The organism is Actinomadura rupiterrae, from assembly GCF_024172125.1.
GTDB classification, from domain to species: Bacteria; Actinomycetota; Actinomycetes; order Streptosporangiales; family Streptosporangiaceae; genus Spirillospora; species Spirillospora rupiterrae.
This window is the reverse complement of record NZ_JAMZEA010000010.1, coordinates 305,398-325,264: the sequence shown is the minus strand read 5'-3', so window position 1 is coordinate 325,264 and position 19,867 is coordinate 305,398. Positions and strand designations below refer to the sequence as shown.

Below are 19,867 nucleotides of genomic sequence, written 5' to 3'. Positions count from 1 at the left end.
CCGCATGCGCATCCATTCACGTTTGGACGATGCGGAGGACGCCATGGGCGTCGAGGACGTTCATGTCAGCAGCGAAAGGTGGCGCTTCCACTGCCGGCGCTGCGTCTGGAGCTGGGAGCAGGTCTTCGAGACGCGCGAAAGGGACTCCCATACCGCCTGGTACCACTATGGGCTGCCCAGCCAGCCGCCCTGGATCGACCCGGGATGCCCCGCCTGCGGCGCCTCCGGCAAGGCGTTCCCCGGCGGCTCACCCGTCCCGCCGCTCTACTGACGCGGCTGCAGCCGCCGGAGCCCAAGACGCAGACGACGCCGGCCCGCACTCCGCCGGGTGCGGGCTGGCCGGTGCCGGGCGTCCTCGCAGACGACCCCGTCGACAGGCCAGCGCCACGCCCGTCCGGGCGCGTCCGACGCGCCTGCCCGCCAGCCAACGTCGGGGCTGCACGCGAAGCCGGACGGCGGTCCACCGAGGGCGATCAGCGGGACGGCTTGGGCCAGGCCGGCCGTACCCGTCCAGATCGGGCTGCTGGTCGCCTGCCATAGCTGATACAGCACGGCGACCTGGGTTGTTTGGGTGCCTAGGGCGGATGTTGTTTGGCCGAGCCAGAGGCGGCGGAAGTGCGGCGAGGTGCGTAAGGGGGTGGCGTCCAGGAGCGCGGACGTTACTGCCACGCGGGGTCCTGGGTCAGGCGGTCGGCGATGCGGTCGTGGAAGCTGCGGCGGGCCAGGGCGGCCTCGATGTCGGCGACGACGCGGGTGAGCGGGTAGGGCAGCTCGGCTTCGAGTTCGGCGACCGTGTCCTCGGTGGCGCGCCACTCGGCGGCCAGCCGGTCGGCGATGGCGCGGGTGCGGTCGGTCAGCATGACCTGCTTGCTGCGGCCGTCCGGGCCGGCGCCGGTGGTGACGAAGCCGGCGGCGCGCATCGCGGCCACCTTCTGGCTCGCGGCGGAATGCGTCAGGTCCACCGATCGGGCCAGTTCGGCGATGGTCATGGGGCCGCGCAGGTGGAGGCGGATGAGCTCCTTGACGTAGCTCGGCTTGAGGCCCTCGATCCCGGCCTCGGTGTAGAGGCGGGCGATGTCGGCGTCCATGGCGTCCTGGAGTCGCCACAGCGGACGCCAGTGGGCGTGCTCGGTCGGATCAGCGCTCATGGAAGCTAATGTAACAGCACTTATATAAGTGCTGTTACATCACTGCCAGGGGCCGGTGAGCGGGGAGGGGGCGGGTGGGTGGTCGCGGGCCACGGATTCGGCTATTCGGTCGATGAGGGGCAGGGCCTGGTCCAGGATGTTCCGTTCGCTGTCGTCCAGGACGGCGGACAGGGTTTCGGCCAGGACGGCGATGCGCTGCCGGCGGTCCGCGTCCAGGGCGATATGTCCCGCGTCGGTGAGGGTCAGGACCTTCTTGCGGGCGTCGAACGGGTCGGGCGCGGGGGAGATGAGGCGGGCGTCGGCCAGTTCCTTGACGGTCGCGGCCATCGTCTGGTGGCGGACGCCGCGGGCGGCGGCCAGGTCGGCGGTGGTCATCGGGCCGCGGGTGTCGAGGAGGTCCAGGACGGCCGCCGGGACGGCGGGAAGCCGGTCGACCGAGCGCGTACTGCGCACCAGGGCGGAGACCGCAGCTCGCAGATGGGCGGCCAGCTCCACGGGCGGAGGCGTGTTGTTCACCGGGCCAGGCTAGCAAGTATGTAGGGTGAGCTGTACAGATTTTCCTGTAGAAGCCGGGGATCGAATGCAGCTCATCAAGCACGCGCACGCCTGCGTCTCGCTCGTGGGTGACGGACGCATCGTCATCGACCCGGGGACGCTCACCCCGGACGCCGCCGACGCGGTGGCCGCGGCCGAGGCGGTCCTGATCACCCATGAGCACTTCGACCACTTCGACGAAGACCTCCTCGCCCGGGAGCTGGAGGCCCGTCCCGAGCTGCGGGTGTACGGGCCGGCGAGCGTCGTCGACCGCTGGTCGGCGCGGCGCGGGCAGGTCACCGCGGTCGCGGCCGGGGACGAGTTCCAGGTGGGCGGTTTCGACGTCGCGGTGTTCGGCGAGTTGCATGCGGCGATCCACCGCGACATCCCGCGCGTCAGCAATGTCGGTTACCTGGTGGACGGCGGGCTGTACCACCCGGGCGACGCCTACCACGTCCCGGACGCGCCGGTCGGCACGCTCCTGCTGCCCACCAGCGGACCGTGGACCAAGTTCGGCGAGGCGGTCGACTACGTGCGGGAGGTGGCGCCCGACCGGCTCGTCCAGATCCACGAACTCATGCTCAGCGACCTCGGCCAGCAGTCGGCGGCGCGGTTCCTGAGCCCCGAGGGGCTGACCCGGGTTCCGCTGACGATCGTCCCTGCGGGAGACGCCCTCACGCTGTGAACGGCCTACCGGACCCGGGCCGTCAGGAGGGCTGGTCTTCCTTGACCGAGCTGAGCATCGCGGCGACCTGGACGCGGGAGTTGAAGCCGAGCTTGCTCAGGATGTGCTCGACGTGCGCGTCGGCGGTGCGCTTGGAGATGACCAGGCATTCGGCGATCTGGCGGTTGGTCAGTCCTTCGGCGACGAGCCGGGCGACCTCGCGTTCGCGCGGGGTGAGCGGTCCGAGGGGGCTGCCGTCCTCGGTCCTCGCGGCGGGGACGGCCGCGGAGGACGGGTGCGGGGCGTGTCCCCCGGCCAGGTTGATCAGCTGGTCGAGCGGAAGCGCGGCGCCGCGTCCGTAGGTCTGGGTGAAGCGCTCACCACCGAGCTTGAGCATCAGGCGGTTCTCGATGGCGGTGTGCAGGCCGATGAGCCCCTCCTCGCCCCAGAGGCGGGTGCCGACCTGGCGCCACAGGGCTCCGGCGCCGCCGAGCAGGGTGGCCGCGAGCTCGTCCTCGTCCTTGTCGGCGGCGATCCAGGACAGGTACTCCACCACCGCGGCGACGCCCATCGTCTCGCCCTGCTCCAGCGCCGACAGCAGGAGCGTCTCGCTGAGCTCGCGGGCCCGGTCCAGCTCCCCGGTGGCCCACAGGCACAGCACCTGCATGATGAGCAGGTAGTTGCGCACCCACCGCTCCTGCGGGATGTGCGCCAGCTCCCGCAGCCCCTCCTCCACTTCCCGCAGCGCCCGGGCCGGTTCGCCGTGGCCGGCCAGGAACGCGGAAGTCTGGCTGTAGCCGACCGCCAGCGGGAACAGGTCGTGGCGCGCCCTCAGCTGTTCGCGCGCCGCGCGGTAGGCGTCCATCGTGGACGCGACGTCCCCGCCCCAGATGATCATCGCGAAGGCCTCGGCCGCGGCGGCGCGGGCCCGGAGGAAGTCGTCGTCCAGGTGCTCGGCGACCGTCCGGCAGCGGCGGACCATCTCGCGGCTGTCGGGCGCGGACTGGAGCGTTCCGTAGTAGGCGCTGAGCCAGACGGCCTTGCCGTGCTCGATCGTCGGCGCGGACTCGGCGTCCAGCGCCTTGTCGATCCAGCGGCGGCCCTCGGTGAGCCTGCTCTTGCCCTGCCAGAGCCCCCACAGCCCGTTCACCATCCGCAGCACCGCCTCGTCCCCGGGGTGGGCGGCGGCGAAGTCCATCGCGACGCGGAAGTTGTCGATGTCGGCGGCCAGCCGGTCGCCCCACTCGACCTGGTGGTCGCCGAACCACTCCTGCCCCGCGCGGACGGCCATCCGGGCGAAGAACTCCTGGTGGCGCCGCGCGTACAGCTCGACGCGGCCGTCCTCCTCCAGGCGTTCGGCGCCGTACTCGCGGATGCTGTCCAGCAGGTGGTAGCGCGCTTCGGCCACGCCGTCGCCGCACTGCACGACCGACTTGTCCACCAGCGACATCAGCAGGTCGACCACGTCCAGTCCGGCCAGCTCGGCGCCCGCGCAGACCTCCTCGACCGCGGCCAGGGTGAAGCCGCCGGCGAACACCGACAGCCGCGCCCACAGCTCCCGCTCGTCCTCGGTGCACAGGTCGTGGCTCCACTCGATGGTCGCGCGGAGCGTCTTGTGGCGGGCCTGGGCGAGCCGGGCGCCGGCGAGGGCCTGGAACCGGTCGTCCAGCCGCCGCAGGATCTGGTCCAGCGGCATCGTCCGCAGCCGCACGGCCGCCAGCTCGATGGCCAGCGGGATGCCGTCCAGGCGCCGGCACACCGCGATGACCTCGGCGCGGTTGTCGGCGCACAGGACGAACGAGGGACGGGCGGCCTGAGCGCGCGCCACGAACAGCGCGACGGTGTCGCTCGTGGTCTCGTCGGCGCCGGCCCCGGGACGGGGCATAGGCGGGATCTGCAGCACGCACTCCCCCGGCAGCGCCACGGGCTGCCGGCTGGTCAGCATCAGCACCAGGCCGGCCGAGTGGCTCACCAGGATGTCGGCGAACACCGCCAAGGCCTCGACCAGGTGCTCGCAGGTGTCCAGCACCAGCAGCGCGCGCCGGTCGGCGAAGTACTCCAGCAGCTGGTCCATCGGGTGCTGCGCCGCGTTCTCCGGCAGGCCCACCGCGGACGCGACGGTGTTGGGCAGGAACTCGGGGTCGCGCAGGCCGCTCAGCTCGGCGATGCTCACGCCGTCGGGGAACTCGCCGTCCAGCTGCTGCGCGGCGCGCAGGGCGATCCGGGTCTTGCCCACGCCGCCCGGCCCGGTGAGGGTGATGACGCGGGCGCGCGTGACGGCCCGGGCGACCGCCTCCAGCTCCGCCGCGCGGCCGACGAAGGCGGTGCTCTCATGCCGCGCCACCGGCCGGACCCATCCCCACTGCGTCACATCAGCGCTGCGTTGCGTCACAGGCGCAGGGTCTCACCCGTCCGTCCGGCCCGCAGCCGGTTCGCCCGAACCACCATCAATCACGCACCTTCCGGACGGCCGACACGTCCGCTTCGACACCGCCGATACTTCGGCCGGACGGACGGCGTGAAGGGCGGGAGATACGGGGGTTGCCCGGGGGCGGTTCGCGGCGGATCTTGAACGTGACGGGTCCGCCCCCGACCTGGGAGGAGCAGCGCGTGCGGAGCCCGTAGGCCCCCCGCTCACTTCGCGAAAGAGGAAGACATGCCGTTCCCCCGCAGAACACTGGCCCTCGCCGGTTCGGCCCTGGCGCTGACCGCTCCCCTGCTGGCTTCCGTTTCGCCCGCGTCCGCGGCCTCCCGCGACGGGGTCTGCGACAGCGGTGAGTTCTGTTACTACTACAACAGCAACGAGGCCGGTTCGGTCTCCGACTTCACCGGATCGGTCGGCGACTACGGAACGGTCCAGCCGTCCTGCTACGACTTCAAGGGCCCCGGCGCCGGGCAGGGCCTTTGCGTGAAGAACAACGCCGCGTCGGTGTGGAACCGCACCGGGTACACCGTGCGCGTCTACTACAACAGCAACTACGCGGGGGCCAGCCAGGACTTCGCGCCCGGCGCGTCCGGCAACCTCAACACCACGCTGAAGAACAACAACGCCTCCCACCAGTTCCTCGGCTCGTCCGGCGGCCAGACACCGGTCAACGACTATGACGGCAACCCGCGCGGTTTCGCGCAGAACAACTGCACGGCCTTCGCCGCCTGGCGCGTCGCCAGCCGGCTGGGCGTCCCGAACTTCAGCAACTCCTGGAAGACGACCTGGGGCAACGCGGGCACGTGGGACGACGCCGCGCGCAGGGTCGGCGTGGCGGTCGACAAGACGGCGACGGTCGGTTCCATCGCCGTCAACGACGTCCACAAGGTCGGGCACGTCGCCTACGTGAACCGCGTCTACTCCGACGGGTCGTTCGACGTCGAGGAGTACAACTGGAACAACCCCCTCGCCTACGGGACGCGCTCCCACATGCACGTGAGCGACGCCGACACCGACTTCCAGTGGATGCTCCACTTCTGAGCGAGAGCCCGGCCCTGCCGCCGCGCCGGGCCGGGCTTCACTGCCTGGCCCGGCGCGGCGGACGGGCGTTCAGGAGTCGCGGCGGAAGCCGGTCGCGGCGACGACGGCACCGAGACCGGCGAGGACGGCGATGGCGGCGAACGCGGTGTGGAAGCCGCCCAGACCCGTCCCGGCGACCAGGACGGTGGAGACCGCGGCGACGCCGGCCGCGCCGCCGATCTCGCGCGTGGTCTCCAGCAGCCCCGAGGCCAGTCCCGCTTCGGCTTCGGTGACGCCCGACAGCGCGCCGATCTGGAGGGACGGGGCGCAGACCCCGAAGCCGAGCCCGGCGACCAGGAACGCCGGGAGCAGGTCGGTGAGGTAGCTCGCGCCGACCGGGACGCGGGTGAGCCAAAGCATCCCGGCGGTCAGCAGCACCAGGCCGGTGACCAGCAGGCGGCGGACGCCCACGGCGGCGGCGAGGCGCCCGGCGGCCCACGAGACCCCGAACGAGGACGCCGTGGTGGCCAGCCACGCCAGCCCCGTGCGCGTCGCCGAGTAGCCGAGCCGCTGCTGCATCAGCAGCGACCCGAGGAAGATGAAGGAGAACAGCGCGCCGAAGGCGAGCAGCGCGGTGAGGTTGGCCGCGACCAGCGTGCGGCTCCGCAGTGCCCGTCGCGGGACGAGCGGGGCCGGTGAACGCCTCTCCGACCACACGAACACCGCCGCCAGCACGCCGGACGCCGCGAACCACGCCAGCGTGCCGCCGGAGGTCCATCCGTGCGTGGAGGCGTGGTGGAGCGCGTAGACGAAGAGCAGCAATGCTCCGGTGACCGTGCCCGCACCCGCGAGGTCGAGCCGCTCGGAGCGTCCGCGCGGCCCGTCGGCGGCGAGACCGGTGAGAGCGAGGGCCGCCAGCACGAGACCGACGGGGACGTTGATGAAGAACGCCCACCGCCAGCCGGGACCGTCGGCGATGAGACCTCCGGCGACGACGCCGACCGTCCCGCCGACTCCGGCGACCGCTCCGAAGATTCCGAGCGCCCGGTTGCGCTCGCGTCCCTCGGGGAAGGTGACCGCCAACAGCGACAGGGCCGCCGGGGTGGTGAGGGCTCCGCCGAGCCCTTGGAGCCCGCGGGCCGCGATCAGCACGCCGCCGTGCCGGGCGAGGCCCGCCGCCAGCGACGCGGCGGTGAACAGGGCGAGTCCGGCGAGCAGGATGCGGCGGCGTCCCAGCAGGTCGGTCGTCCGTCCGCCGACCAGCAGGAACCCGCCGAGCAGCAGGCCGTAGGCGACGACGACCCACTGCAACCCGCCCGGGCCGAAGGCCAGGTCCCGCTGGATCGAGGGCAGGGCCACGTTCACGATGGCGATGTCCAGGCCCACCATCGCCGTTGCGGCGCACGCCAGGAACAGCACCAGACCGCGACGCGGGCCCGGCGGGCGCGGGGGTTCGGACGTCAACGGCCCGGCGGCGACGGTTTCCGCCGGGCTTTGCATATTGGACATCGTCTGCACCTCTCGTTCGATGGGTTTCGTCCCACCGACGAAGGAGGCCGCCCGGGATCGACACCGGCCGTGAAGAAACGTCGAAAAATTCGGAGGGGATGACGTCGGCACAGGTCAGAGCTCGGAAAGGCGTCCGTTCAGGTAGCGGCGCTCGGCTTCGGTCGGCGCCAGTTCCAGCGCCTCCCTGTAGGACGTGGCGGCCTCGGCGAGGCGGCCGTCCCGGCGAAGGAGATCGGCGCGGGTCGCGGGCAGCAGGTGGTAGCCGTCCAGCTCACCGGACGCGGTGAGATCGTCGACGAGGGCGAGCCCGGCGGGGATGCCGTCGGCCATGGCGATCGCCACGGCGCGGTTGAGTTCCACCACCGGCGACGGCGCCAGGCGTGCTAGCTCGGCGTACAGGACGGCGATCTGCGGCCAGTCGGTGGACGCGGCGTCCGGTGCGGTGGCGTGGCAGGCGGCGATCGCGGCCTGCACCTGGTACGGCCCGGAGCGCCGCGCCGCCAGCGCCCGGTCCAGGGTCGTGAGGCCCTCTTCGATCAGCGCGCGATCCCACCGGGACCGGTCCTGGTGCTCCAGCGTGACCAGGACGCCGCCGTCGGTGCGGCTCGCGCGGCGCGCCTCCAGCAGCAGCATCAGCGCGAGCAGGCCGCGCGCCTCCGGCTCGTCCGGCATCAGGCGCACCAGCGTCCGGGCGAGGTGGACGCCCTCGGCGGCGAGGGCCCGGCGCCCGTCGTCCTCGTCGTAGCCCGCGTTGAAGATCAGGTACAGCACCGCGAGGACGGCGGCCAGCCGCTGCGGCAGGAGTTCGGCCGGCGGGACCCGGTACGGGATCCCGGCCTCGACGATCTTCCGCTTGGCGCGCACGAGCCGCTGGGCCATCGCCGACTCGGCGGTCAGGAACGCCTTGGCGATCTCCCCGGTGCCCAGCCCCGCGAGCGTCCGCAGCGTCAGCGCGACCCGGGCGGGGAACGGCAGCGCGGGATGGCAGCAGGTGAAGATCAGCCGCAGCCGCTCGTCCGGGATCTCCTGCGCCGGCGGCCCGGCCGGGTCCCGCTCCAGGACGGCGAGCTGCCGCAGTTTCGCCGCGCCGTTCGCGTCCCGGCGCAGCCGGTCCGTGGCGCGGTTGCGGGCCGTGGTCGTCAGCCACGCCCCCGGACGGTCCGGGACGCCGTCGCGCCCCCAGGTGGCCAGCGCGGCGGCGAACGCGTCCTGCGCGCAGTCCTCGGCCAGGTCCCAGTTGCCGGTCAGCCCGATCAGCGTGCCGACCACCTGGCCCCACTCGTCCCGGTACGCGGCGTCGACCGCGGCGCGGACGGTCTCCGGAGCGGTCATTCCCAGACGGGCCGGACCTCGACGCAGCCGCGGCCCGCGTACGGGTGCTTCGCCGCGATCGCGATCGCGTCGTCCAGATCGGCGCACTCGATGATGTCGATGCCGCCGACGAAGTCCTTGGTCTCGGCGAACGGGCCGTCGCTCACCAGCGTCTCGCCGTCGCGGACGCGGACCGTGGTCGCGTCCGCCACCGGCCGCAGCCGCGCGCCGCCGCTGACGGCGCCCCGCCGGGCGATCTCCTCCCCGTACGCCTGATGCGCCGGGTCCGCCAGGATCTCCTCCATCGACGGCGACACCGACTCATCGTCACAGATCAGAAGCACATACCTCATGCGCCCCACTATGCCCGACGATCCCGGCCCCGCCCGGAGTCCTGCTTCGGGCGCCTGGATTTCGCCGGCGAAAGGACGTCCCGGACACCGTTTCGCCGCGGGGACGGCACCGGCCCATTAGCCGCCGCGCTCCCCCGCCCCTTTGGGACCTGCTCCGCCTCAGTCCTTTGGCCTCCGCTCTGCCCCGGCACTCCTTGGCAGTTCGGATGCCGGGGCATAGTTAACGGAGTTCGGCCGTAGCGGAGCGCCGCCGTAACGGGGCGCCGCCGCCGTAACGGAGTGCGCCCGTAACGGAGTGCGGCCGTTCCCGGTGCGGCGAAATCCCCGGGATAAAGGGCCGGGCCGCAGTGGGTGCTATCTACCGGGGTTGGCCGCTTCGTACTGCTCGATGATCTCGCGGGGGATCCGGCCCCGGTCGTTGACGTGGGAGCCGTTCTGCCTGGCCCAGGCGCGGATCTCGGCGGTGCGCTCCCGGTCGGTGACGGTCCGGGCGGGGCGGCCGCGCCGGGCGCCGCCGCGGACGGCCTTCCGCGCCTTCTCGGCGTACGGCTCAAGAACGGCACGAAGCTCGTCGCCGTTCGCGACGCTCAAATCGATCTCGTAGTCGGTGCCGTCCAGAGAGAAGTGGACGGTCTCGTCCGCCTTCCCGCCGTCCAGGTCATCGACCAGGAGAACTTCAACCTTCTGTGCCATCGTGACTCCTAGCTTGTGACTCAGCGTGATGCTAGCAGCAGCACAATCTCCTCGTTTCATCGTGGCGGAATGTTTTCGCCGTTACGGCCGGACTCTCGGCTTCGAAGAGGAATGCCACACCCGCGCACCGCCGCGATAAGCGCCTCCTGATCCGGATGGGAAGTGAGGCGACCGCGCCCGGCTGCGACCGCCCGCCTCCCGGCGCCCGCCTCCCGGTGCCTGCCCCGCCCCGGATGGTTGACGGCTCATAGAGTACAAGTTATATATGCCTCATGGCATATGAGGAGAGTGGACGAGCGGTGGTGCTCGGCGCGGGGATCGGCGGCCTGCTGGCCGCGCGGGTCCTGTCCGAGCACTACGGCGAGGTGGTCGTGGTCGACCGCGACGAGCTGCCGGACGGCCCGGAGCACCGGCGGTTCGTGCCGCAGTCGCACCACGCGCACGGGCTGCTGGGCTCGGGGCGCCAGGTGATGGTCAGCCTGTTCCCCGGGCTGTCGGCGGAGCTGGACGCGGCCGGGGCGATCACCTCCGGGTCGGGCGACCCGGCGATGGGCGACCGGTCGATCTTCCTGGTCCGGAACGGGACGACCATCCGGATCCCCGCGTGGTGGACCGGCGGCTTCTGCGCCAGCCGCGTCCTGATCGAGCATTCGATCCGGGAGCGCGTGCGGGCGATCCCGAACGTCACCCTGCGCGACCGGACCGCCGCGGTCGGCCTGCTGACCAGCGGAACCCGGCGCAGGGTCACCGGTGTCCGGACCGAGGACGGCGAGGTCGGCGCCGATCTGGTGGTCGACGCGTCCGGGCGCAACTCGGCGCTGCCGGAGTGGCTGGAGCGGATCGGGTACCGGCCGCCCGAGGAGTCGGTGGTCCACTCCGACGTCCGGTACGCCAGCCTGGTCACCGAGCCCGACCCGTCCTTCGACCCCGAGTGGCTGATCATCCTCGGCGCCCAGGCCACCTCCGGCTCGTCGGTCGGCGGCGTCGTGCTGCGCATCGAGAACGGCCTGCTGCACATGTCCTTCGGGACGACCGGCCAGGGGACGCCCATACCGTCCGATATCGGGGAGCTGCGCGCGTTCGCCGACCGGATGACCGCGCCGGTGACCGCCGAGGCGCTGCGCCATTCGACGCCGCTCGGGCCGGTCCGCAAGTACCACGTCCGCCGCAACGTCCGCCGCTATTACGACCGGATGAGCGAGATGCCCGCCGGGCTCGTGGCGCTCGGCGACGCCGCCAGCGCGTCCAACCCGATCTACGGGCAGGGGATGAGCGTGGCGGCCCTGTCGGCGAGCCGGCTCGGCCGGCTGCTCGCCGAGGAGGGCGGCGCGCGGCGGCCGGGGTTCGAGCGGCGCGCGGCGCGGGCGATCGCCGCCACGTCGGTGGAGGCCTGGCGCCTGGCGCTCGGTGAGGACCTCCGCTACGGATGCCGCACCCAGGGCGTCCGGACGCCCTGGACGGCGCGCTTCGACGCGGGCTACCGCAACCGCCTGGAGCGCGCGGCGGCCCTGGATCCGGAGGTGGCGTCGGCCTTCAACGACGTGCTCAACCTGCACCGGCCGCTGTCGTCGCTCGGGTCGCCGCGCGTGGTGCGGCGGGTGCTGCGCCCGTTGCGCGACCGCAACCCCGGCCCCCTGTCGGCGACCATCGCGGCCGTCCTCGGCGCGGCCTGAACCCCTTGAGCAGGCGCCGCCCGCATCCGGCGCAGCCTGAAACCAGAGCGAGGAGCACCCCCCATGTTCCAGCCCCAGTTCGTGGACGTCGACGACGTCCTGCTTCACGTCGAGACCGCCGGACCCGAGGACGGTCCGCCCGTCCTGTTCCTGCACGGCTGGCCCGACCTGTGGCTCAGCTTCGACCGGCAGATGACCGCGCTCGCCGCGCAGGGCTACCGCGTCCTTGCGCCCGACCAGCGCGGGTACGGCCTGTCGTCCAAGCCCACCGCGGTCGCCGACTACGCGATGCCGAACCTGACCAAGGACATCGCGCTGCTCATCGAACGCCAGGAACTCGCGCCCGTGCACCTGGTCGGGCACGACTGGGGCGCCGCGGTCGCCTGGACGCTCGCGACCGAGCGGCCCGACCTCGTGCGGTCGCTGACCGTCGTCAACTGCCCGCATCCGCAGGTGCTCGCCGAGGCGCTGATGCGCAGGCCGTCCCAGATGCTGCGCAGCTGGTACATGCTCGCGTTCCAGATCCCCGGGCTGGCCGAGGCGGTCCTCGGCGCGCGCGACCACGCCGTCCTCACCGCGATGCTGCGGCACGGGGCGGGCCTGGACGACGCCGACCTGGAACGGCACCGCGCCGTCTGGCGCCACCCGGGAACCGTCCAGCGGCCGCTGTTCTGGTACCGCGCGATGTTCCGGACGATGCTCGCGTCCATCCGCGCCGAACGCTCCGCAGCGCGCAACGCACGCACCTCGGCACGCGCTGGAAGCTCCTCGGCGCACGACCCCTCCGGGCGCGGCTCCTCGGAGCACGGCGCACGCGCCTCGGAGCGCGGCGCGCGTTCGCGGCGGGAGCCGCTGGTGCGGGTGCCGACGCAGATCATCTGGGGTGGACGGGACGGCGCGTTCAGCCGGAGCCTCGCCGAGCCCAGCGCCGCGATGTGCGAGCAGGCCGTCCTGCACCGGCTGGACGCCCGGCACTGGCCGCACCGCGAGCAGCCCGGCCGCGTGACCGGACTTCTCACGTCCTGGTTCGCGCGCCATGCGGACCTGCCTTGATCGATTGATATCCTTCGGGCGTCCGCCGAGGAAAAGGAGCCCGATGCTGAAGTTCGCACTGCTCGGCTTCCTGCTGCGGCAGTCGATGACGGGCTATGACCTGGCCACCGTGATACGCAACAGCATCAATTTCGTGTGGCCCGCGCAACTCAGCCAGATCTACCGCACATTGGCCCAACTCGAGGACGACGGCCTGGTCGTCTCCGAGGTGTTCCCGCAGCAGGGCCGGCCCGACCGCCGCGTGTACTCGGCCACCGAGGCCGGGCGCGAGGCGTTCGGGTCGTGGCTCGGTGAGCTGGTCACCGAGCTGGACCCGATCCGCGTGCCGTTCCTCGTCCGGTTCTTCTTCTCCGGCTCCCGGCGCCCGCAGGAGATCGTGACCCAGCTGCGGGTCATGCGCGACCTGCACGTCCGGCAGCGCGACCGGCTCGCCAACGAACTCCCCGGCTACATCGCCGAATTCGCGGCGGAGAATAACGTCAACGAAACCGATCCCGTGATATGGGACTCGGTGCGCCGGGCCGGCGAGATGAACGCCCAAACGTGGGTGGACTGGATAGACGAAACGATCGAACGCCTGGAAAAGCTCGATGAGAACTCCCCGCCGTCCACCTGACACGGGCATCCGATATCCGATGCCGGGAAGCAGGCGGGTCGGCGGGGAGCAGGCGGGTCGGCGGGGAGCGCTCGCCGTTCAGCCGCTGATGCTGGTCTGGCCGGTCTCCAGGTGGCCGGCGAAACGCTGCGACCAGGTGGCGTCGGAGCCGGCGGTCACGGTGAAGTCGTACCAGCCGTTCGCGACGGTGACGGCGTTGAACTCGTCCTTGACGCTCTGCCCGGCCGGGACGCGGTAGGTCCACGGACCGTCCGAGCGGTAGGCGTTGGCGGTGATGGTGACCGTGACGTCGGCCGTCCCGGCGTTGGCCATCGTGAACGAGATCGCCAGCTTTCCGGTGGAACTGCTGATCCCGTAGGACGCGGTGACGGTGAGGTTCTTGCCCGCCTGGGTCGCGTCGCCCTTGAAGCGGCGGAGGAACCGGTTGGATCCGACGACGGTCAGGTCGTACTTGCCGCTGCCGTAACCGGTACCGCAGTTGAAGAAGTCGCTGGTGGCGGCGCCGGCGTCCACGGTGTACTGCCAGGGCCCGCCGGTGCGGTAGGCGTTGGCGTACGCCGCGAAGTGCGCCGAGCTCCTGGCCGCCGTCCCCTGGTTGGCCATCGCGATCCAGACCTTGGTCACCCCGTTGGAGCCGAACTCCAGGTGGTCCAGGTTGGCGGCGGGCTGGTAGGGCAGGGCGCGCGCGGGGCGCGTCCCGCTCTCCTGCGGAGGGAGCTTGTTGTCGACCGGAGCCGGGTTGGGCAGCGGGCTGCACGTCGCCAGGCCGATCGTCGCGGACGTGTCGGGCAGGCTCGGCAGCCCGAACACCGGGTTCGCGAAGTCGAACATGCCGGTCAGATCGCCGCAGACCTTGCGGCGCCACGCGCTGATGTTCGGGCAGGTGGCGGGCTTGCCGAGGGCCGCCGTCCACTTCTCCAGGAAGCGCAGCACCGAGGTGTGGTCGGCGACCTCGGAGCTGACCCAGCCGCCGCGGCTCCACGGCGAGATCGCGATCAGCGGGACGCGGAAGCCGAGGCCGATGTTGGTGCCGTTGTAGAACTCCCCCGCCGTCCCGGCCGGCGCCGCGGGCGGCGGGACGTGGTCGAAGAACCCGTCGTTCTCGTCGTAGTTCAGCAGCAGCACCGTGGAGTTGAAGACGTTCGGGTCGGCGTTGAGCGCGTCGATGACCATGTGGACGAAGTGCGCGCCGTCAGTGGGCGTGGCGTAGGGATGCTCGGAGGACGCCTGGTCGGACACGATCCAGGAGACCTGGGGCAGCGTCCCCTTCTGCACGTCCGACCGGATCGCGGCGGCGATGTCGTCGGGCGTCTTACCGGTGGCCTTCGGAACCGAGCCCATGCCCTTCACCGCGAGCGGGCTGCCGGGCGCGGCCGAGGTGAACTGGGTGAAGTACGCCAGGGCATTGTCACCGTAGTTGTCGGCGGCGTTCTGGTAAACCTTCCAGCTCACCCCGGCCCTCTCCAGCGCCTCGGCGTAGGTCTGCCAGTGCAGGCCGGACTCGTCGCCGCCGTCGTAGGCCGGGCCGCCCGCGGTGCCGCCCGGGTCGATCATCCCGCTCCACAGGTACGTCCGGTTGGGGCCGGTGGCGGTGAGGCCGGAGCAGAAGTAGGCGTCGCAGATCGTCCAGTTGTCGGCCAGGGCGTAGTGGAACGGGATGTCGGCGCGGGTGAGGTACCCCAGGGTGCGGACGTTGCCCTTGGCGGCCACCCACGAGTCCAGCTTGCCGCCGTTCCAGGCCTTGTGCTGGTCGGACCAGCCGTGCGCGAGGTCGCCGTTGCACTGGGCCAGGCGCTCGGGGTCGGCTCCCCCGGCGGGGTTGGTGGAGCTGAACTGCCACGGGTACTGGCGGCCCGACCCGTTCGGCTGGTTGAACACGCTGTACCCGCCGGCCAGCTGGATCGTGCTGCGGTCGGCGAAGCCGCGGACGCCCTTGAGCGTCCCGAAGTAGTGGTCGAAGCTCCGGTTCTCCTGCATCAGGATCACCACGTGCTTGACGTCGGCGATCGTCCCGGTGCCCACGGCGGCGGCGCGCGCCTGGGAGCCGGGCGCGGTCGGGCCGGCGACGACCGCCCCGGCGGCGGTCGCGGACAGGGCCATGAATCTCCTGCGGCTCAGCTTCGACACCGGTCTTCGCCTTTCGTCACGTACAGCGGGGGGTTGGGGACGCGTCCGGACGCGCCGGACGCGTTGGCATCACGAGGCGGACGCGCCGGACGCGGAGGACGCCCCGGATGCGGCGGCATTACGAGCCGGACGCGGAGGGCGCACAGGGCGCGCAGGGCGCGGAGACATTACGCGGCGGGCGGGGTAGCGAAAGGCGCGGACCAGGTCTGGTTGGGCTGGTGGTCCCCGCACGGGTAGGTGATGACGGGCGCGTTCATGTTGTTCAGCGCGCCGCCGGAGATGTCGGCGCACAGGCCGTTCGCCTTGAGCTGCCCGGCACGGTTGTAGGCCCAGATCTGCTTGGGATCGCCGCCGGCACAAGTGCGCAGCTTCAGCCCGGTGCTCTCCCCCGACACGCAGAGACCCGGATCGGCGAGCGAGGCGATCTGGCCGTTGCTCTGCCGCCGCCACTGCTGGTTGTCGTTGCCGGTGCAGGTGTAGAGGCCGACGGTGGTGCCGTTGGTGGCGCCGTTGTAGGCGTCCAGGCAGAAGGCGAACGCCTGGAAGGCGGGCTGGGCGGACTGGATCTGCCCGACGGGCAGCGCGCCGCCGCAGCCGCCCGGGGCGATGGTGTACATCGCGTTATCGTGCGAGCCGATGGTGACGGTGAGGGAACCGGTGACCGTACTGGAGGTGTGCGTCCACAGATTCTTGGCGGTGCGGGCGCAGCCGAGGTTGGAGAAGCCGGCGCGGGCGAGGTTGAGCGTGTACGTGGCGGCGGTGGCGTTCTTGTTGAGGACGACCACGGCGCGCGATCCGTCCGCCAGCGGTTTGACGACGACGTCGGTGCCCGAGCCGTTCGCGGCGCCCTGCCGGGACGCGAGGTAGCCGCCCGCCGTGGTGTCCTGGTCGACGGCGATGATTTCGCTGTTCTTCAGGATCGCCAATTGCGGGGCGTAGGCGGACGGGTCGGCGGCCATCTTCCGCACGTCCGTGCTGATCACCAGCGGGGAGCCCATGGCTGACCACAAGGCGAACTGGCTGCGCTGCTCGGCCGGCGTGAGCTGGTTGTTGTCGCCGATGAGCAGCTGGTCGGCGTCGTTGTGGTTCCCGGCGCCGTTGTAGCGCGCGAGGGCGACGGTGTCGGTGAAGTTCTGCAGCACACCGCCCTCGTAGTAATCGCCGCCGTGCGGCCAGTCCCAGGCGGAGGCGTTGGTGCCGTGCCAGACGGCGATGTCGGGGCTGACCCGCCACATCTGCCCCAGGCTCCGCACCCAGTCCATCGTCTGGTACTTGGTGCTGCTGGACGGCCCGACACCGGCCGGGGCCGACTCGTTGAACAGGATCTTGCGCGGGTTGGTGGACGTGGCGGTGTTCAGCGCCTTCGCCATCGTGGTGAACTCCTGCTGGCGGTTGCTGAGCGTGGTGCCGCAGTTGTCCAGCTTGAGGGAGTCGATGCCCCACGCGGCCAGGGAGTCGGCGTCGTCCTGCTCGTGCCCCATGACCCCGGCCGGGACGCCCTGGCAGGTGTTGACGCCGGAGGTGCTGTACAGGCCCGCGTCCATGCCGAGGCTGTGCAGGTAGGACGCGTAACCGGTCAGTTCGTAGTCGAAGCCGGGCTGGCTCGACCCTCCCCAGGTGGCCGCGCCGTGCAGGTAGCCCGCGCTGGTGCGCTGCATCCAGCAGTCGTCCACGGTCAGGTTGGTGTACCCGGCCGCCACCAGGCCGGTGGCCTTCATGGCCGCCGCCTGGTCCTGCATGAACTGCTGGAACGAGTAGCCGGTGCGGGTGCCGTCCAGCCGGGCCTGGGCGGCGCAGGTGAAGCGCGCCCAGTCGTTGAAGCCCATCATCGGCTTCACGCCGATCGGGGCGTTGGTGTTGGCCGCCGTGCTGTCGGCGACGGCCGGGGTGGGGACCGTCGCCGGCAGCGCGGCTGCTGCGAGCGCCGCCGCGCATGCGGTGTGGATGAGCCGCCGGTGCCAGATCATCTGCGTGCTCCCATGGGGACGAGGGGGGACGGGAGTGAGCGATGGAACTCGTGCGGAGAGAACTCTTTACACAGTTGATGAGCGGTAGCGCCCGTCGGGCAGGTGCGGTTACAGGCCGGGGCCGTTGTAGGCACCGCGGTGGGGCTTGGCCGTGGACGAGACCGCGTTGCCCCAGAAGTCCCGGCCGCCGTTGTTGCTCAGGACGCCGCCGTTCGACAGGGCGGGTGAGGTCGACTTGAGCTTGTAGCCGTCGGCGGACGTGAGGGTGTCGCCGCCTGTGCCGGGGTTCACGAGCTGCGGGTCGCCGACGATGCCGTTAGTGGTCGGGCGCGGGACGCCCTGGAAGACGTTCCACAGCCAGGAGATGCCGGACCCGGTCGGCAGGGTCGAGTCGGACGTGCCCGTCCAGATGTTGTTCTCCAGCGTGCTGGTGGTCGGCACGTTGATGTTGAACTTCTTGCCGGGGCAGTAGACGACGTTGTTGTAGAACTGGAGCGTCGCCGCGTTCCCGTTGCTGATCATCCGGCAGTCCTGCTGGAAGACGTTGTAGCGGACGATCTCGGTGGGCGCGCCGGACGTCCCGCAGCCGTCGCAGTTGAGGAAGATCCCGCCGGCGTTGTCGTGGGTGTAGTTGTACTGCACCAGGCAGGTGCCGGTGTTGCCCCAGTCGCAGTCGAACGCCTCGCTGTCGAAGGCGGACATGATGCTGCCGTACACCACGTTGTGCTGCATGGTCGGGTCGTGGTCGCCGAGCACCCAGATCCCGGCGAAGTTGCCGCCCGTCCAGGGGTAGGCGCCGGTGCCGAGCCTCGCCGCGGTGTTGTACTGGATCATCGGCGCCTCGGCGTAGGAGGCGATGATGCCGTCGCCGCCGACCGCACTGATGGTGTTGTGCTCGATCAGCACGCCGGAGCCCCGGGCCGCGGACGACCCGACGCGCACCTTGATCCCGCCTCCGCCGCAGTTGCTGACGGCCGTGTTGTGGACGTGGACGGAGTTCAGGACCGAGCCGGTGTTGACCGCGCCGGTGCGGATGCAGGCGGAGTTCGCGAACGCGGCGGCCTGGGTCGCCTTGTTGGTCTGCCCGGCGACATTGTCGACGATCAGGCCGTTGATGTCGTAGCCGCTGTGGGTCCGCCCGTCCGTGGACTGGATCAGCAGCCCCTCGCGCTGGGCGAGGGCGGACGCCGGGTTGGTGAGCTTGATCGCCCCGATCGTCCAGTTGTCCTGGTTCGTCAGGCTGAGCGCGTTCTCGGCGCCGTTGCCGTTGACGACCGGGGCGGCGCCGGTGCCGTAGGGCGCGATGTTGATCGGCGCGGTGGCGGTGCCGCTGCCCTTGGGGGCCAGGGTGCCGGTGCAGGTACTGCCGGAGGCGAGCGCCAGGGTGTCGCCTGGCTGGAAGGTGAGGCCGTTGACGGTGGCGAGGTCGTTGTACGGGCTGGCCTGGGTGCCGTTGCCGTTGGTCGAGCGCGAGCAGTCCAGGTAGACGGTGCTTCCGGTGGCGGACGCCGGGGTGGCGGTGAAGGTCGTGGCCGCGATGGCGGCGAGGGCGGCGGCGAACAACAGGTTCGCTCGCGAGCCGGAGAGGTGCCGGACGAATGATCGTTTGCTCATGGAGCCGTCCTTCGTGAGCGGGGCGCCCAAAAATTAAGTCGATCAAACGATCAAGTCAACACATTCCGATCAAATGATCGTTTTTTGATCGTTTGGGCACCCATCGATCGGCTTCTCCGCCCCCTGTTCGCTTGCTCGATCGACACGGATGGCAGCATGACCCAGTGCGACTGATCGTTCACACCTTGCTGCTCATCGCTGTGCTCGCACCGTTGACGCTCCTGGCAACGGCGGCGCGTGCGGCCGCACTGCCGCTAGGCAAGGCGAACTACGCCATCGCCCTCGGAGGGCTCAACGCCGGTTCGACAACGAACTGGGTGCGCCTGGGACAGGACACCTTCGCGCCGGACGGGACCGTCTCCGAGGTGTACTGGCAATGGTCGCAGCGCACGCCCGTCACACGAGCCGACACCGGCGTGCTCGCCCAGAACTGCACACCCCGCGACTGCGATGTGTTGACTGCCGGAGGCTGGCAATCGACGGACGCTCGCGCATTCGCTACCGGCACTTACAAAGTGACCGGTTCACACCTCCGCATCGCCTGGTCCGATGGGCTCCGCGAGAACTGGAAGCTCACCACAATGGCGAAAGGGAAACTCGCCAACGCCGAACTGGCCGGCAGCAACTTCGGCGCCAGCCACGGCTTCGGAAACGGCAGCAATGCGGCTTGGAGCACCCGAGTACCCGCCACCACCATCGCAGCGGCGGACTGGGCCCGGATGATCCACCGCTACTACCTCTGGAAGACGTCCTACGACACCACGCTCGGCTACCAGGGATACATCGACCAGGGCGACGGCTCGCCCTTTTGGACAACCCACTGGAACCCCTGCGCAGACCCGCGCTGCCTGGGCTCCCGAACCAACACGACCGACGAATCCATCCACACCGCCTACTACATATCCCCGGCCAACACCGTCCCCGGACACCGGCGCGACACCCTCTGGCACTGGCACACCGAACTCGCCGACGGACGCAACGAAATCTGCTACACGGGCAACTCGCACGTGAAACCCATGATCCAGGTCATCGACGACAGCGGGACATTCCATGGCTGGGTAGGAGTAGAAGCCTCACTGAACCAGACCATGCCGTCCGGCGCCGTCGCCGATGACATAGGCATCTTCCGCATCCTCGCCTGAGCCGTATTCCTCCATTGA

At 70.9% G+C, this 19,867-nt stretch carries 17 protein-coding genes; 7 read left to right on the top strand and 10 right to left on the bottom strand.

The genetic code is table 11. The annotated features are described in order from the left end of the window. Positions 1-22 precede the first annotated feature (22 nt). On the top strand, positions 23-271 hold the full coding sequence (locus FHU30_RS33555) for a hypothetical protein (RefSeq protein WP_253881457.1): 249 nt from the start codon (positions 23-25) through the stop codon (positions 269-271). Positions 272-659: 388 nt separating this feature from the next. Here the strand turns inward: FHU30_RS33555 and FHU30_RS33550 are convergent, their stop codons facing one another. Further along, positions 660-1,148, bottom strand: coding sequence for a MarR family winged helix-turn-helix transcriptional regulator (locus tag FHU30_RS33550; RefSeq protein WP_253881455.1), 489 nt, complete (start codon positions 1,146-1,148; stop codon positions 660-662). Positions 1,149-1,187: 39 nt separating this feature from the next. Continuing rightward, positions 1,188-1,664, bottom strand: a complete 477-nt coding sequence (locus FHU30_RS33545) for a MarR family winged helix-turn-helix transcriptional regulator (protein ID WP_253881453.1) — start codon at positions 1,662-1,664, stop codon at positions 1,188-1,190. Positions 1,665-1,728: 64 nt separating this feature from the next. Here FHU30_RS33545 and FHU30_RS33540 point away from each other — a divergent pair, with 64 nt between their 5' ends. Then, positions 1,729-2,367, top strand: coding sequence for an MBL fold metallo-hydrolase (locus tag FHU30_RS33540; protein ID WP_253881451.1), 639 nt, complete (start codon positions 1,729-1,731; stop codon positions 2,365-2,367). Between the two features lie 22 nt (positions 2,368-2,389). Here FHU30_RS33540 and FHU30_RS33535 read toward each other — a convergent pair whose 3' ends face one another. Further along, positions 2,390-4,738, bottom strand: coding sequence for an ATP-binding protein (locus FHU30_RS33535; RefSeq protein WP_253881449.1), 2,349 nt, complete (start codon positions 4,736-4,738; stop codon positions 2,390-2,392). Positions 4,739-5,002: 264 nt separating this feature from the next. Here FHU30_RS33535 and FHU30_RS33530 point away from each other — a divergent pair, with 264 nt between their 5' ends. Further along, complete coding sequence (locus FHU30_RS33530; RefSeq protein WP_253881447.1) at positions 5,003-5,812, top strand: CHAP domain-containing protein; 810 nt, start codon at positions 5,003-5,005, stop codon at positions 5,810-5,812. 69 nt (positions 5,813-5,881) lie between these two features. Here the strand turns inward: FHU30_RS33530 and FHU30_RS33525 are convergent, their stop codons facing one another. The 4 genes from FHU30_RS33525 to FHU30_RS33510 form a co-directional block, all read right to left on the bottom strand. After that, on the bottom strand, positions 5,882-7,300 hold the full coding sequence (locus FHU30_RS33525; RefSeq protein WP_253881445.1) for an MFS transporter: 1,419 nt from the start codon (positions 7,298-7,300) through the stop codon (positions 5,882-5,884). Positions 7,301-7,414: 114 nt separating this feature from the next. Beyond that, complete coding sequence (locus tag FHU30_RS33520; protein WP_253881444.1) at positions 7,415-8,632, bottom strand: RNA polymerase sigma factor; 1,218 nt, start codon at positions 8,630-8,632, stop codon at positions 7,415-7,417. Next, on the bottom strand, positions 8,629-8,964 hold the full coding sequence (locus tag FHU30_RS33515) for a YciI family protein (RefSeq protein WP_253881442.1): 336 nt from the start codon (positions 8,962-8,964) through the stop codon (positions 8,629-8,631). The genes FHU30_RS33520 and FHU30_RS33515 overlap by 4 nt, the downstream gene beginning before the upstream one ends. 354 nt (positions 8,965-9,318) lie before the next feature. Continuing rightward, entirely contained in the window at positions 9,319-9,657 is a 339-nt protein-coding gene (locus FHU30_RS33510) for a histone-like nucleoid-structuring protein Lsr2 (protein WP_253881441.1), read from the bottom strand. A 272-nt stretch (positions 9,658-9,929) separates the two neighbouring features. On the opposite strand from FHU30_RS33510, the gene FHU30_RS33505 reads away from it, so the two are divergent. The 3 genes from FHU30_RS33505 to FHU30_RS33495 all read left to right on the top strand — a co-directional run bounded on the left by FHU30_RS33505 (position 9,930) and on the right by FHU30_RS33495 (position 12,999). Beyond that, positions 9,930-11,330 (top strand): FAD-dependent monooxygenase, encoded by a 1,401-nt coding sequence (locus FHU30_RS33505; RefSeq protein ID WP_253881439.1) that lies wholly within the window; start codon positions 9,930-9,932, stop codon positions 11,328-11,330. A 63-nt stretch (positions 11,331-11,393) separates the two neighbouring features. Further along, complete coding sequence (locus FHU30_RS33500) at positions 11,394-12,383, top strand: alpha/beta fold hydrolase (protein WP_253881437.1); 990 nt, start codon at positions 11,394-11,396, stop codon at positions 12,381-12,383. Positions 12,384-12,426: 43 nt separating this feature from the next. Next, positions 12,427-12,999: a PadR family transcriptional regulator gene (locus FHU30_RS33495; protein WP_253881436.1), complete on the top strand. Its 573-nt coding sequence runs from the start codon at positions 12,427-12,429 to the stop codon at positions 12,997-12,999. A 78-nt stretch (positions 13,000-13,077) separates the two neighbouring features. Here FHU30_RS33495 and FHU30_RS33490 read toward each other — a convergent pair whose 3' ends face one another. From FHU30_RS33490 to FHU30_RS46500, 3 genes are all read right to left on the bottom strand, one after another. Further along, positions 13,078-15,126 carry a phosphocholine-specific phospholipase C gene (locus FHU30_RS33490; RefSeq protein WP_308211447.1) on the bottom strand — a complete coding sequence of 683 codons (2,049 nt, stop codon included), beginning with the start codon at positions 15,124-15,126 and terminating at the stop codon, positions 13,078-13,080. A gap of 167 nt (positions 15,127-15,293) precedes the next feature. Further along, entirely contained in the window at positions 15,294-17,093 is a 1,800-nt protein-coding gene (locus FHU30_RS33485) for a ricin-type beta-trefoil lectin domain protein (protein WP_253881432.1), read from the bottom strand. A 108-nt stretch (positions 17,094-17,201) separates the two neighbouring features. Further along, positions 17,202-18,707, bottom strand: a complete 1,506-nt coding sequence (locus tag FHU30_RS46500; protein ID WP_301323999.1) for a hypothetical protein — start codon at positions 18,705-18,707, stop codon at positions 17,202-17,204. A 164-nt stretch (positions 18,708-18,871) separates the two neighbouring features. On the opposite strand from FHU30_RS46500, the gene FHU30_RS33475 reads away from it, so the two are divergent. Next, positions 18,872-19,849 carry a hypothetical protein gene (locus FHU30_RS33475; protein ID WP_253881430.1) on the top strand — a complete coding sequence of 326 codons (978 nt, stop codon included), beginning with the start codon at positions 18,872-18,874 and terminating at the stop codon, positions 19,847-19,849. The last annotated feature ends 18 nt before the right edge of the window (positions 19,850-19,867 follow it).

Coding starts and splice junctions, on each gene's coding strand:
- FHU30_RS33550 (WP_253881455.1), bottom strand. CDS start 1,148: ATGAGCGCTGATCCGACCGAGCACGCCCACTGGCGTCCGCTGTGGCGA.
- FHU30_RS33540 (WP_253881451.1), top strand. CDS start 1,729: ATGCAGCTCATCAAGCACGCGCACGCCTGCGTCTCGCTCGTGGGTGAC.
- FHU30_RS33530 (WP_253881447.1), top strand. CDS start 5,003: ATGCCGTTCCCCCGCAGAACACTGGCCCTCGCCGGTTCGGCCCTGGCG.
- FHU30_RS33525 (WP_253881445.1), bottom strand. CDS start 7,300: ATGTCCAATATGCAAAGCCCGGCGGAAACCGTCGCCGCCGGGCCGTTG.
- FHU30_RS33520 (WP_253881444.1), bottom strand. CDS start 8,632: ATGACCGCTCCGGAGACCGTCCGCGCCGCGGTCGACGCCGCGTACCGG.
- FHU30_RS33515 (WP_253881442.1), bottom strand. CDS start 8,964: ATGAGGTATGTGCTTCTGATCTGTGACGATGAGTCGGTGTCGCCGTCG.
- FHU30_RS33510 (WP_253881441.1), bottom strand. CDS start 9,657: ATGGCACAGAAGGTTGAAGTTCTCCTGGTCGATGACCTGGACGGCGGG.
- FHU30_RS33505 (WP_253881439.1), top strand. CDS start 9,930: ATGGCATATGAGGAGAGTGGACGAGCGGTGGTGCTCGGCGCGGGGATC.
- FHU30_RS33500 (WP_253881437.1), top strand. CDS start 11,394: ATGTTCCAGCCCCAGTTCGTGGACGTCGACGACGTCCTGCTTCACGTC.
- FHU30_RS33495 (WP_253881436.1), top strand. CDS start 12,427: ATGCTGAAGTTCGCACTGCTCGGCTTCCTGCTGCGGCAGTCGATGACG.
- FHU30_RS33485 (WP_253881432.1), bottom strand. CDS start 17,093: ATGATCTGGCACCGGCGGCTCATCCACACCGCATGCGCGGCGGCGCTC.
- FHU30_RS46500 (WP_301323999.1), bottom strand. CDS start 18,707: ATGAGCAAACGATCATTCGTCCGGCACCTCTCCGGCTCGCGAGCGAAC.